General features: G+C 45.5%; 11 protein-coding genes. All 11 read left to right on the plus strand.

Features of this window, described 5'->3' with window-relative positions; translation table 11 throughout:
• Positions 1-64: 64 nt before the first annotated feature.
• The 11 genes from ACFVSO_RS21705 (at position 65) to ACFVSO_RS21755 (ending at position 13,889) form a co-directional block, all read left to right on the plus strand.
• On the plus strand, positions 65-1,009 hold the full coding sequence (locus ACFVSO_RS21705) for a helix-turn-helix transcriptional regulator (protein ID WP_387477438.1): 945 nt from the start codon (positions 65-67) through the stop codon (positions 1,007-1,009).
• Positions 1,010-1,880: 871 nt separating this feature from the next.
• Positions 1,881-2,084 carry a hypothetical protein gene (locus ACFVSO_RS21710; RefSeq protein ID WP_387477440.1) on the plus strand — a complete coding sequence of 68 codons (204 nt, stop codon included), beginning with the start codon at positions 1,881-1,883 and terminating at the stop codon, positions 2,082-2,084.
• Complete coding sequence (locus ACFVSO_RS21715) at positions 2,084-2,833, plus strand: hypothetical protein (RefSeq protein WP_387477442.1); 750 nt, start codon at positions 2,084-2,086, stop codon at positions 2,831-2,833. Before ACFVSO_RS21710 ends, ACFVSO_RS21715 begins: the two co-directional genes overlap by 1 nt.
• A 660-nt stretch (positions 2,834-3,493) precedes the next feature.
• Positions 3,494-3,898, plus strand: a complete 405-nt coding sequence (locus ACFVSO_RS21720; RefSeq protein WP_387477444.1) for a hypothetical protein — start codon at positions 3,494-3,496, stop codon at positions 3,896-3,898.
• A 64-nt stretch (positions 3,899-3,962) separates the two neighbouring features.
• Positions 3,963-4,454 (plus strand): hypothetical protein, encoded by a 492-nt coding sequence (locus tag ACFVSO_RS21725; RefSeq protein ID WP_387477446.1) that lies wholly within the window; start codon positions 3,963-3,965, stop codon positions 4,452-4,454.
• Positions 4,455-4,459: 5 nt separating this feature from the next.
• Positions 4,460-4,909: a hypothetical protein gene (locus ACFVSO_RS21730; RefSeq protein WP_387477448.1), complete on the plus strand. Its 450-nt coding sequence runs from the start codon at positions 4,460-4,462 to the stop codon at positions 4,907-4,909.
• 14 nt (positions 4,910-4,923) lie between these two features.
• Positions 4,924-5,976: a hypothetical protein gene (locus ACFVSO_RS21735; protein ID WP_387477450.1), complete on the plus strand. Its 1,053-nt coding sequence runs from the start codon at positions 4,924-4,926 to the stop codon at positions 5,974-5,976.
• A gap of 158 nt (positions 5,977-6,134) precedes the next feature.
• A complete protein-coding gene (locus ACFVSO_RS21740; protein WP_387477452.1) occupies positions 6,135-6,596 on the plus strand; it encodes a DNA polymerase III subunit gamma/tau in 462 nt (153 codons plus the stop codon).
• 388 nt (positions 6,597-6,984) lie between these two features.
• Positions 6,985-12,165: a hypothetical protein gene (locus ACFVSO_RS21745; protein WP_387477454.1), complete on the plus strand. Its 5,181-nt coding sequence runs from the start codon at positions 6,985-6,987 to the stop codon at positions 12,163-12,165.
• A 58-nt stretch (positions 12,166-12,223) separates the two neighbouring features.
• Positions 12,224-12,844, plus strand: a complete 621-nt coding sequence (locus ACFVSO_RS21750; RefSeq protein ID WP_387477457.1) for an S-layer homology domain-containing protein — start codon at positions 12,224-12,226, stop codon at positions 12,842-12,844.
• Position 12,845: 1 nt separating this feature from the next.
• Positions 12,846-13,889: a hypothetical protein gene (locus tag ACFVSO_RS21755; RefSeq protein WP_387477460.1), complete on the plus strand. Its 1,044-nt coding sequence runs from the start codon at positions 12,846-12,848 to the stop codon at positions 13,887-13,889.
• Positions 13,890-13,895 lie beyond the last annotated feature (6 nt).

Here is a 13,895-nt window from a genome sequence, read left to right on the forward strand (position 1 = left end):
AAACAAGACAAATACTGTCTTATTTATATGGTATGATCGGAATAAATAAGGGAAGGGGAGGCACATGCAGAAATCGCAGCGACTGATTCAGATGATCATGATGATTAACGCCAGGCGTTCGTTTACGGTACGAGAGCTTGCCGACGAGTTTGACCTGTCTACGCGGACGATTACGAGAGATTTGCAGGAACTGAGTGAGCTTGGCATTCCCGTCTATTCGGTTCAAGGACGGGGAGGCGGGTATAGACTGCTTCGGGAACGACTGCTTCCGCCGATCAGCTTCACGGAAGGCGAGGCTACAGCGGTTTTTTTCGCCTGCCACTCCCTGCAGTTTCTAGGTTCGCTTCCATTCGGAGAAGGAGCGGATTCTGCGCTGCATAAGTTCTATCATTATTTGCCCGCCGATATGAAAGAGAAGATCGATACGATGAGAGAGCGGGTCATGATCTGGAGTCCGTACAGGCCGATGTCGGAGCAGGTACTGCGAACGCTGCTGCTCAGCATCATGGAGCGAAGGATCGTTACCATTCGCTACCGGTCGGAGTCGGGGGAGTCGGTACGTGACATTCAGGTCATTGGGTTATATGCCAGCTCCGGCTATTGGTATTGTCCCGCTTACTGCATGCACCGCAAAGAGGTTAGGCAGTTCCGGGCGGATCGCATCGTATCGGCAGAATGGAACGAGAACGCGTCGTATGTGGAAGAGATTGCACAACTAACGCTGCAGGATAAACCGGATAAGAGAGATCTTGCTCATGTAGAGCTCCAGGTGTCTTTGACGGCAAGAGGAATGCGGGAGCTGGAATCCAATCCCCGATTCACTCCCTGCCTGGAGCGTGCCAACGACGGCAGCGGCAAGGCGATGATGTCGATCCCGCAGGAGGACATTCCTTTCTATGGAGACCTCTTGTGGTCGCTCGGGGCTGAGGCTGTTATCGAAGGGCCGGAAGAGGCGGTGGCCTATGTCAAAAATAAAATTCAGGCTATGCTTACCCAGTATGGCAAATAGGAGGAAGTTGGATCGGCAGCCTGCAAGGATGTTACTGAATTGAAGCACTCGGAGAATGCGTCTTCTAATGAGGGCGTATTTCTTTTATTCAGCTATTATTTTATACACATCACTAACATGTACCTCCATGTTTATCACCTCTCAAAACTATTTTTCACGTAAGTTTACCTCTTATGCTTTTGATAGTCGGAGCATCCCTGTAAAAAGGTGCAGCAGTGCGTACAAAAAGTTCAAGTACGCACAAAACTACTTATATTGAAGCATGAGGTGGTCAAATGAAATGCTCATGCGGGCGGTTCATTACGCAGAATGCAAAAGCTTTAGCAACTATTTATGAGACTGAAGGCGGCAGGTGCATTCACTGTTTATCTAAGACTCTCAATGTGAGCTATCAAGAATTAGTAGATAGGTATATGGGAATCTACGAGTGCCGTCCATGTGCTCAGGATAAGAAGAAAGCGGAGATTAGAAGAAAGCTACTAGGGTTAGGGGGATAAGAGTGGATGATAGAGCCATCGAATTTGCCAAGAGAAACGAATACAATACTCGGATTCTTCTTAATGGGGATTACATCGATGGAGTAACTAAACTCAGTAAAGGGTCGACGTGAAATGGATTCGTTAATCAAGTGTATCAAGTGTAGATTCAGGTACGTGACTGACAAGGCAAAGGAAAACTATGAAGCTGAAGGGCTTGTGGAAGAGCCATTGCTTTGTCTGCACTGTCTCGGGGAGATTACAGGAAAAGTAATGAATCGTTATGGGTACTTAGTTCTTCCTGAAGAATTAGAGGGTTCAAATCAACGTATGCAAGTACTGCCAAAGACGCTGACGGGATGTAGACCGTGTATGAAGAAGAGAGGTTTAGTGGAATGAAAAGTGAACGAATCTACTTGAGAACAACACCTGAACATAAGGAGTATCTGCAAGAGGTGGCTGATAATCATTTTGAAGGTAATATGTCAGCAGTATTCGAGTTCATGATTGAAAGACTTGAGATGATCATTTCCAAGGTGAAAGGAAAGCGAGAGAACGCACACATGGTAAACGAACTTCTGTCGGGAGGACTGAAGTAATGGAGACTAATATCGGACGATTGGTCGTTTATGTGGGCGCTATGGGAAGCGGCAAGACCAAGAAGTTGATTGACCTTTACGATGAGATGGTTTCGGACGGCATTAGGGTGGCGATTTTCAAACCATTTCTAGCCTGTGAGGGAGAAGATAATGAATTTGTACGCACAAAGGATGGGAGAAAAGCCCCTGCAATCGCCGTGGATTATCTGTATGAAATATCATCTATATCAAATTCGGAACGATTACAAGCCATTATGGTGGACGAGGCGCAGTTCTTTGATGAAGAAGAGTACGGGTTTCAGATATTAGAGGGACTGGCTATGGGCGGTCTGGAAGTGTATGTGTTCGGTCTTGATGTAGACTCTGAAAATCATACTTTCGGGCATATGGGGGACATTCTTGCACATGCAGATGAAGTCAATAAACTTCGCGCCACTTGCGTCAAGTGTGGAGAGGAAGCCCGCATTAGTAAGTATGTCGGTGAAAGCAAAGGAGAGGGAGTTCAGGTGGGAGGGGTAGATGACTACACCCCACAATGCCGCTCTTGTTACCACGGATGGAAAGAACGAATGGAACAGGCCCGCAATAAGGTTGAAATTACTATAAGACGCAATGACTTCTTCTTTGTCTGTAGTGTAGAAGCCGACCGTTTACTTGAGATGGGATACGAAGTCGAGTCAATTAAAGATAGACTGCAATCGATGGATGAGGTTATCACATTTTTAGCAGAACTAAAGAAAGTAGGATGATTACATACCAAAGGACTAGCTAATGCCTAGTATCAGGAGAGCGTCAACACATAGATGTAGTAACGACAGAATCCTGAAGTGTAAAATGTACACTTTAGGATTTTTGCATTAAAAAGGGTGGTTCTAAAGTGTAAAAATTACAATACAGAAATTCCTGAAGTGTAAATTTTACACTCAATAAAGAAATAAAAGATTAAGAGATAAAAGATTATAGATAAATACAAATAATAAAACATAGGCAATGGGTAGTGAGAGTTCTTCCCTGGTAAATATGTGGTAGTGCTTGGCGTTCCTCTACGGGTCAAAAACCCAAAATATAAGTCTAGCATAAATTCTACTAATTACGATTTTAGTGTTAAGTCGGGTGATTCATCGCTCTATAATGTAGACAATCTGAAAAATCTTCCAAGAAACGCACATGTCCTGTGTTACTTGTCAAAAGCTAATCTGTAAGTCTTTACGAATATCAGATAGCGAGGGGACTTTAAACGTGTTAGGTAACCAGAAGACGCGTGAACACGATATGGAAGACTCCAAGGCGCACTTCATCGAGACTGAAGAGTGGTACGGACAGACGTCAAATTGACCGTAAGGTGGGTAGGGACTAATCCCGCCCACCATTTTTTTACTCCAATAAACCAATGAGGGGAGAATTTCAACATGGCTAGAAAAAGATTGACCGCGGCTGAGAAGGCTGCACTGGAAGCAGAAAAGATGGCTAAGAAAGCGCCAGATGTAAGTAATGAGACTGAGCAGGTGACAGAAAAAGTCCCTGCGAAAGACAAGAAAGTAAAAGTAGAAGAAGTGAATGGAGAAGTAGTAGCAGAGTTTACTCAGCAACTTTCCATTTTTAATCAGTTCATCTACAACGCAAAGGAAGCAGACAGTACCTTAATTGTCGAGAATTTAGGTTATGGTGATATTTACGTCAGCGACAAACCTGATATTAGGATAGGTGACGAGGAGCACAGACTGCTGTTTAAGGAACAGAAGGCTTTCAAAGCTAAGAAACTGTTCCTGACTTCTGCAAGCCAACCAGTGGCATCCATTATTGAAATCAAGTAGGGCGGGGTGAGATCCCCTCATATGGTGGTTATGCAAGCAAGTCGTGACATAAGGAAGTGATGCTGTGGGTAGATACGTAAAGTTTGACCAAGATGGTTACATGAAGACTGTACGCAGGGCTATCATGGATGAGCTGCAGTACCTAGAACCATACATCGAGAATTCTCTACGTACTCGATTAGGGGCTGTGCAGTGGCGCTCTGTTGACGCTAAGTATAAAACTGCCGCACTTCATTCAATCAAAGCTGTGGCACTAGATAGAGCAAGGAACTTTATCATGAGCATCGGGGGTGGCGGCAAGGATCCATGGGACGGCTGGAACATGGCTCGCAAAGGTAGGGACATGTTCCAAAGGCCTAACGGAAACATGTCAAAGATAAACGAGCATCGGAAGCTACCAGACCAGGGTTTCGGAAGAGAAATCGAACTGTCTCAATGGTTTGCATATGGGTTAAATGACGCTTTATCCATGTTTGACGAAGCAGTACGCAGGGCGGTTAAAAGTGTGCCTATAGCGACTTATATTGATATCGAACGAATTACGAAGAGGATGTGATGAGTATGGGGAAGATAAACATTTCCGATGTGTACGCCTATATCCACACAACACTTCGACACGACCCTAGAATTCTCGAATTACTAGGCGTGGCGGCTGACGCAACTCTGGAAGACTTGGCAACAAGGATTCAGAAGAGGAAGAAGCCGCAGGACGTAGTTCAGCACAACTTGCCCCTGATATCTTTCTACAAAAACCCTGGAGTACGTGGTGAGAACTACCTTGAATACAGGTTCATAGTAGACTTTGATATCTACACGCAAGATGACGTAGAAGTGGCTATTCACATAGCCGACCGAATTGCCCAACTCTTCGATGATAAGTTCATGTCGGGGATAAAGGGAGGAAGTGTGTTCAAGGGTCAGTATACCACAAGTGCTGAAGATGATACGGACCTGGCGAACACCTACAAGTATTTCACCCAAATAGGTTTCACTATTGGGATAGATGAATAAGGGAGGATACCTAAATGAAGGTTACCAAGAACAAGAAAATGCTGATTAAGGGTGCAGGTAAGTTTATGGCGAAAATTCCGAATTGTGATGACCTTATCACAATCGGTACGCTGAACAACATGCGTCTGGATATTCAGCTAGACATGCAAGACATTGAGGGTGGCGATTCCAGTGTCGCTCTTGACACTTTGCTCCGCAAAAAAACGATCGACATTACTGCAGAATCCGCCAAATTCGACATGAACATGATTCGTCTTGTGCTCGGCTCGAAGCTTCGTGAAGGAGTTTCTGGTTCTGCGTACAGCATGGTAACGGAGACCATTGTAGTTCCTACTAACTCTCCATACCAAGGCAAGCTGACTCAAAAGGCTCTTTCCACTCCTGCGCCGAAGGCATACGAAGGCAAAGTTGGCGGAACAGATTTGAGCATTGATGTAACGGTTACTGGTGATGATGTAGTGTTTGATATGGCACTGGCTGGCAAGACAGTTGTCATCGTTTACGCTGTGTCTCTGGCGGGCGTCACACAAGACCCTGACGGTTTCGTGTGGGTACTTGAAGAGAAGCACACAGTCAAGGAAGTAGGTTCAGAGTTTACTGTTGACCTCGTGTACGGTGCTTCTTTGAACGCCGACCCTCAGATATCCGTTCGTACCCTGAAGGGGAACAAGCTCCTGAAGAAAACTACTGGCTCTGCCCCAACAGAAGAGCAATACGTAGTAAATGGCGGCACTCTTAAGTTCAACTCCGCACTGAAGGATGTGGACATTTATGTCAACTACAAACGTAACGAAGTTGTAGATATCTTAGATATCACGACTAAGGACGTTCCGTTGACCGTTCACGTTGTACATGATGGTCAGTTTGAACAAAACGACGGCACAATTCAAGGTTACCAAACGGAGTTGTACCAATGTCGTGTGAAATCCAACTTCACCCTTGACGCACAACGTCAACAAGCATCCACTCACAGCGTGACGCTGTCTGTAATCGACCCTGAGCGTATTGACGGTAAGCTTGGTTCTATCAAGCGTTACGAGACAGGTTCTGCTTTGGTAGATTGCTAAAAACCAGACTCCCTTCGGGGAGTCTTTTTACATTCCTTTTGTTAGATGTATCTACTGGCGACTTAGAATGTTCTGTGAGGTGACTGCAAGGACACCCCCACCTTGTGGTCATTCTTGCTTCATGACTACTTGGGGGATAAAACAAAGGGGGCTATTAAATGAGTGAAAGAGACTTGGTTATTCCAAAAGCCGATGGTGTTGCAGAAGAGGTAACCCGTCAAGTAGACGAGCACTCTCCAAAGGCGATTGAGGAAGACAAGAAAGTATTGACGCAAGAGGACGCCGAAATTCGTGAAAAAGTCTTCTTTGAGGAAGACGAGAAGGTTCGACTTCGTGACGGCAAGACCTATTACATTCCACCGCTTGGTCTCATGGACGCACGTAAGCTGATGAAGAAGCTGAATACGATTGACTCTGGTGTAATCATCGCAAACCTAATCCCTGAAGACGAAGGCGAAGAAGATAGATTCGACGAATTACTGGACGTTCTGCTTATGGCGTTCAAGCCTTACTACTCGCATATGACTGTCGAGCACCTTGGGGAGTACGTTGACCTTGAGACTGCCAAGAATATCATCGACAGCATGATTGGTCTGAACGGGTTAAAAAAGTCCATGTAACCACTGAAAAAGAGGAAGAGGATTATGACAATAAGCCGCCAGTAGATTGGGCGAACATCTTCTTCAAACTCGCACATTACTGTCATCTCGACAAGTACGATGTGTGGAAGTTGACCCTCCCTCAGTTGGGTTACTACCTAGATCAATGCAACGAACACATTCAGTTTACCATCAAGGTTTCATCAATGGCACTTGGCGGATTGTTCGGTGGGGGAATGACCTCAGACGAACCTAACGGCGAAGAGGAAAGAGCCGATGGGACTTATGTGGACGGATACAAGGTAGCCAATGCTGAAGACATGAATTTCTTAGCACAGCTATTATAACGACTCCTGTCTGCTCCGTTGGGAGGGGCAGGAGTTTTATTTTATAAGAGGTGGTGAACTTAGTGAACAACATCCAAACTGATGTTATCTTAGAGTTTCAGAAGTCCATAGAGAATATGACTCGCTTCGGGCAGGAGATGGAGACACTTGACAATAGATTTGGTCGATTAGACGAGCGAATTAACGCTATGCGACTCTCCATGTCTAGTCTGCAATCTCAAGTTTCTAGGGGAACAGGAACAAACCTGCGGCAGCAGTTGACCAACGAACTTAATAATCCAATTTCTGGCAACGGTGTTGTTCTTCAGCAGTTGGGCACAAAAGGGCTGACCATCAAGAAAGAAACTCTGCAAAGAGTATTCGGTAAGGTTGAAGACGAACTTAACGAAGAGTTGCGTAAGTATGTTCGCAATATGAACGTGGATATAGACCCTAAATATGCTGGCGGACAACGGTTGCCTATCGGAAGTGAAGAGTTTAACGAAATCAATAAAGAAGTAGCCAAGGTCGTCAAGCTTCAGATTAAAAACCTGGTCAATACCATTGAGCGGCACAAGTCTAATCTGATTAAGCCTGAAGCACTTGAAGGTCTTCAGATCACGATTGGCAAGCAAACGGTAATGGCGTTTGTCCACAAGCTGAAGAATGAGATTCTTGCAACTCTTGCTAACCCCAAAATCGCTGACGCAAGTGAGTTAAACATCACTAAGGCGGATATGAATAAAGTGATCAAGGAAGCCAAGAGCAAGCTTCTTAAGGCGCTTGACGTTGATTTACCTGAATTAAGTAACGTAGATCCATCTTCGAGCGTGAAGAAAATTCCTATCGAGATTGAGCAAAGCCTTACTCAATACGTCACTAGCGCTGTGGCGGGCATCAACGATGCGATGGCAGGTAAGATGGGGACTCCTGTAAAGGACCTCAGTACTAAATTTAAGAATATTCTTGCGAGTGAGCTAAACACCACTGTTGACAAGTTGGACAACCTCAGAACGGTAAATACGGGTTCTGATCATGGGATGGAACTAAAGGTTCACCTTGAGCGTGTAGCCCAAGCTCTCGACAAGAAGTTAAGCAAGAGCGTACAGGAAGAGATTGAGGGTATCATTAAATCTATGAATGACGTTGAAATCTTACCTTCACCTAAGCTGAAACGTCATATTATAAACGAGATTGACCGAATCAACAAAGCTCTTATTAACAAAATCCGTGAGCAAATGGATATCCAAGTGCAGTCCATCATCCAAGAGATAAACCAAGGCCAAGTAAGACCAAAAGGGCTTGGTAACATGGGCGGTTCTGGACTAGGTAGCTCAGGGGGCGGAGGATACGGCTCTGGCGGTTTCGGTGGCAGTAATAATAGCGGTCCTACACCTACTGTGACTAGCGAAAGTGCTAAGGCTAGCGAGTCAGGGAGCAAGAACGGAGAAGGTATGCAAGGCGCAATCCTTAATACATTGCGACACGTCATGTCGGGTAATATGGTAGATGCTGCAATGGTGATGATGTACCAAGCTGTTGAAACGTTCAAGAGTGTTCAAACGGAACAGATCAAGATGACTCAAAACTTGATGCTGAAGCCCCAGTACCTTAACGATAAAAATGACCCTATGAGTGGGACGGATTTTGGCAAAGTCGATAGCGTTGTTCAAGAGTTGCAGTCCTTTATTCGACAACAGTCCCACCTTTATGGTACTAACTACAACAAGCTTTACCAAGTCGGAAGTATCGGCACACAGTTGATGGAAGACCCTCTTGAAATCAAGAAATTCATCCAGCTAACGGCGCAGCTTAGTGCGGTAGACCCTAAAGCAGACCCTATCAAAATTGCTAATGGGCTTGGCTCAATGAAAGCTCAGTTTGGACTTGAGCTTGCCGATATGACTGAACAAGTAGCCCAACCACTGGCGGCTGTATCTAACATGACGAACACAAGCACCGAGTTACTGATGGACTCTGTTAAGCGAATGGGCACTACTGCTAATGCCAATGGATTTGACCCTCTGACGACTATCGTGCTTGCTGGTATTACAAAACAAGCAACGGCTCTTGAGGCGGCGAACATTGGCAACTTCTACAATAGCGTAATCAACAGCTCGCAATCTAAAACAGCAGTAAACGGCATGGAGACATTGGGTACTCGTCCTTACGATGACGCTAAGGTAGCTAATCAGATGGGGTCGGATGCAGCTAAAGCTAAACTTCAGGAATTGAATATCAACATGGCGTCGAATGAAGCCACGGGCACGAAAATGCTTCAGGAAGTAGCTAGGGCATTGGCAGGCAAGGACAGCGCAACTAAGCGTAACACCTATGATGCTTTGTTTGGAACGAATCAATCTTCCAAAGGTGCAGCTACCATGCACGAAATCCTGAATACTTTCGTGGAAGTTATAGAAAAAACGAACGATTTCGACAAACAAAACTACGACTCCATGATTAAAAAATCTCTCGACAACCCTCTGGTAAATGCCAAACGAGCTGAGGAGAGTTGGGCTATCGGGCTCGATGCTTTAGTTCAAGAGTTGACTCCTACTATTAACAAGGTCTCTCAAGCCTTAATGAATATGGGGAATTTCGTGGAACGTAACGCCTATCAGTTGCAACAATTCGCGGGGGTTTTTTCTCATATCTTAATTGGGATGCTGATGATGAGGGGCGTTAAGTGGGGAGCAGGTAAGCTTAAAGAAGGAATCGCACCAAATTTCCAAGCGGAGAAGGAGCGTTCAGAATACCTGCGTAAAGTCAAAGACTTCACTTCTGAGGCCAAGTTAGTAAAGATGAGCCGAAAAGACTTGGCTACGTACCAGCAAGACCCATTGCTGGGCAGTAACGTTCGAGAGATGAGCGCCATGGGCGACGAACGAAGAAGCCATCTCAAGAACTACCTGACAGACAACAAGCTTGTTGTTAAGGACATGGCTACTCTGTTTACGGCAATGGACGAATCCAAAGGCTGGGTCAAGAAAGAGGAACTGAATCCTAGCGAAAAGTTTGACCGCACAAAGCAGTATTTTAACCGACTTAGTACAAGACCTGACTTGGCTAGCGTTTTTAACCCTAGTTTCTTGACTACTATGAACCATAGCACCGTTAACGGAGCGACCTATGCCAGCCATAGAACAACAAGTGTGGACTATGCAAACATGTCCGACAGGCTATCGGGGATGACTCAGGGAGAGTTTCGAGGGTTTGAGGATTCCTTGATACAGCGTCAGCGTAATGGTTTACCCGCGATTGACGATATCGGAAAACTTTCAAGTGCCTTAGACGACTATGATAGAGAACAAAGGACTGCTATTGAATCCGCACGACAGGCTAACCCAACATTCGGAAACCTCTCCAACGCTGTTCGTCACATGAACGATGAGATTGCTCGGACTGCGAGCCTGAAGAACGGGTTCAAACAGTTCTTAAAGGACATACCAGACATGGGGAGAGGTGCGCTCAGTTCCATTAAGAACTTGGCTGGCGGTATCGCTAAGCTGGCTCTTGAAATCGCATCGGCAGTTGGTGCGGCAGAAGTAGGTAAGTCGCTTACCGAATCATTTACCCTGACTGCAAATCAAAGGCAACTAGCTAGCGTTGAAGCTCAAGAGAATGGGCTAAACGAGTTAGCTCAGATGTTTAGGATGATTGGTGAAGGTAAGGAAGAAGCTGGACAAGCGAGGCGGCTATATGGTGGTTCGATGAACGCGATACGTAAGCAATTTGGACTAGACCCAAGCTACTATGGAGGAGAACAGTGGGACGAGGACTCCGATGATATGGTGAGGTACTTTATGCGGAAGCACGGAATATCCTCAATGACTAATGGGGAACTAGGGAAATTTCTGAAAGAGAATAACATAGACCCTGAAGAAGCTGTAAGAGAGTGGGCTGAAGCGTCAGGTAAGACTAAAAAAATCGAAGGCCAGAAGCAGGATGCCATCAATAAGCAGTACGCAGAAGCTCAAATGAAGGAAGTCGAAGAGAGAACACTTAGTGAGATTGCTGCCGAGAACTTCAACAAGAAGTACAAGGAAGGCGAGCTTAGATACCCTGCCTTTGACGCTACCCAAATCAAACAACGTATCGAGACGAACCTGGGTGAAGTAAAAGACAAAAACTCCATTCAAACTTTAAATGCGCTAATGAGCGGCATGAAGACTGACTCTGATGAGTACATCAAGATGCGGCAAGAGCAGGTTAAGAATCTGAGGGGTGTTCTTAACGAGGAACTTGGCATCATTGATAAGTACATCCTGAACGCTAAAGCCATTATGGAAAATGCAGACCCTGATTCTCAAGAATATAAGAATGCCGAACAGAATGTGAAAGCTCTTACCTCGACTAGAGAGAAGATTCAGAAAGATTTGGACGAGCAAATCATGCAGGAAGAGTTCAATGGTATCCAAGAAGCTTATCGAAGCAAGGTAAATGCCATAAACAATAAGCTTCAGCAAGTCGAGCTTCTTGTACAGGCTAAAGAACTTGCGGCGGCTTACAACATGGACACGGAATCCCAAGCTTATTACGATGCGATGAAGAGTATTACCCAAGGTAGAATCTCACAGATGAAAGCAGAGTTGCAGAACCTCAAGGAAATCGAAGCGCTAGGAGACCTCTCTACAGGCCAAGCCGTGCAGATACAGCAGCTCCAGAACTCCATTGCTTCTGAGCAAGCTAAGATCAAGGAGTATAACCTTGCATCTATCGGGATTGGGCGTTCTAAGATCGATGAGAACAAATCGATTCGAGAGAACGAACTTCTGGCTCTTAAGCTTAGTACGGGAAACCCTGACGACTCCACTGCAATCATGCGTAACAAGCGCATCGCCAACGCTAAGGCTGAGGTGTCTGATATCAATACTGAACTTGCAAAGCTTCGTGCACGGACACCTGTAACAGAGGATGAGGCCAAGAAAATTCAACAAGAAATCCGTGACCTGCAGAAGCAATCGTTACAAGCGCAGCTGGGGATCTTGGATGAAATGAAGGCTACGGCGGGAACATTCAACATGCCTGATGGGGTCAGAGCCATGAGCCGTTATGAGTACCTGACAAGGGGCAACACCCATAATATGACCACAATCGGAAACGGGGATGTAACAGTTAACATTACGCTCCCTAACGTGACCAACGGCATGACAGCCAGCCAGTTGCAACAAGTCGGTCAGTCTATCGGACAAGGCTTGTCGGTGGGACGGGTGGGAGGCCTTCGTAAGCAGCAGGCTATGAACCCACACAACTACCGAAGTTAGTTCACTCACTCCCCGTCTTATAATGAGATGGGGAGTATTTTTATAAGGAGGTAGAAACATGACACAACAGAATACCCTTCTGTCGGAGGATTCGGTATACAAGAAGAAACTGTTCTACGATAACGGAATCAAGTTCACGGAGGTTAGAGCTAAGCTGATTACGGAATACAAGCCTCCTACTCCATATCTAAAGACGCACGTGAATCAGACTCTTGCCTCTTCGGCGGGACTTGTCCAGAATGGCACTTCTCATTACAACGCCACGCTTACGCTTCTGTTTTACTCCAAAAAGGAATATGCAGACTGGCTTCAATACGTTGGTTCACAACACAGGTACTATGACGAGAAAGGAACTGTGTACGTAGGCATCATCACGGGTGAGCCCGACGTTACGACAGCTGAAATGGAGACGAAATACATCGTCACCATAGGTATGTCTCTTGTACGAAAACAGGAGTTCGAATACAGGTATCTGACAGAGTTTATTGACACGGACACCCATTGGGCTAAGAAACATATCGACGAGATGCAACAAATAGGTCTTGTCGCCACCAACTGGGAAGCTGACGGTGAGTCTGTTGCCTACTTCAGACCAGATGAAGCGGCTACACGGGCAGAGTCTATCACTTTTTTAATGAGAACATACAGGTACGTGGATAAATTGCTGAGGGGGTATTAAGATGAAACGATGGATTGATGTTGACCCCTTGGATTGGTATTACCGTGACACGCTAGAGGCATCAAGACTGAAGACTGACGGGACGGGATTGATGGATGTCGTAAGCGGAATGACTTATAACGTATTCAAGACGGGGCACGGCAGAATCGTCAAGAGATTCATAACAATCAGCGGGCAAAAGGAGTTTCTTGTTCCTGACTACAAATATCATGCAGATAACCCAATGTTCGTTCTAGTAAATGGGTTGGAAGTCCTTCCAGAGAAGATTGCGGATGGAAAGATAACCATGTCGAATCCACTAACTGAAGGTATTGAGGTGGTGTGTATCGCCTACGGAATACCTGACAGAAAGGATATTGGATGCGTCAATACTCCTTATAATGGGGCAGCTGATTACCGTATGCCGCATGCTACATTGAAGTACGCGACAACGTATCATTTTAACTTAAGCAATCCTCCTGAGTCCTGCACAGTGCTAGGGGTAAAGCTGAAGCGGATGATCGTAACTGTCAATACAGGCAGCGATGCAGGAGTAGTAATCCGAAACGCTATGGGGTTTAAGCGAGATGTGTTTGTCATCCATAAAGGAGAAGTGTATCTGCCGTACATGTACAATGGATTCCCCGCCGTCATCGGGTATAATGCTAAGATTAATGGAGTTAATAGACGTACAAGTGAAACGGTTATTGTCGAGTCCCCAAGGGTTACTTATAACGACAGGTTCTTCGGAGACGTTCGTATTCGACGCGGAGACTTCTTCGGACTTCTGAGCAGGATTTATATAAACATCCACAACAGGTACACGGATACTACGTTTGCCTATAACGCAGTTCCTCAGCGCTATATAAAAGATAAAGCCGCGATCGAAGCTCAATGGTACAAGAACGATGTTCTAACCCTACTTGACGAGAAGTTCCATGACGGGTGTTACGTGTTCCCTCTTTATGCAGACGATACGTTCGAGCCTGAAGCTTGTATCACACGTGCAGAGTGTGTAGTGTTCCTGAGCAGATTCATTGAGTGGATTACGGAGAAATATAGATAAGGCAGG

It is taken from the genome of Paenibacillus sp. NPDC057967, assembly GCF_042887015.1.
In the GTDB taxonomy this organism is placed as follows: Bacteria; Bacillota; Bacilli; order Paenibacillales; family Paenibacillaceae; genus Pristimantibacillus.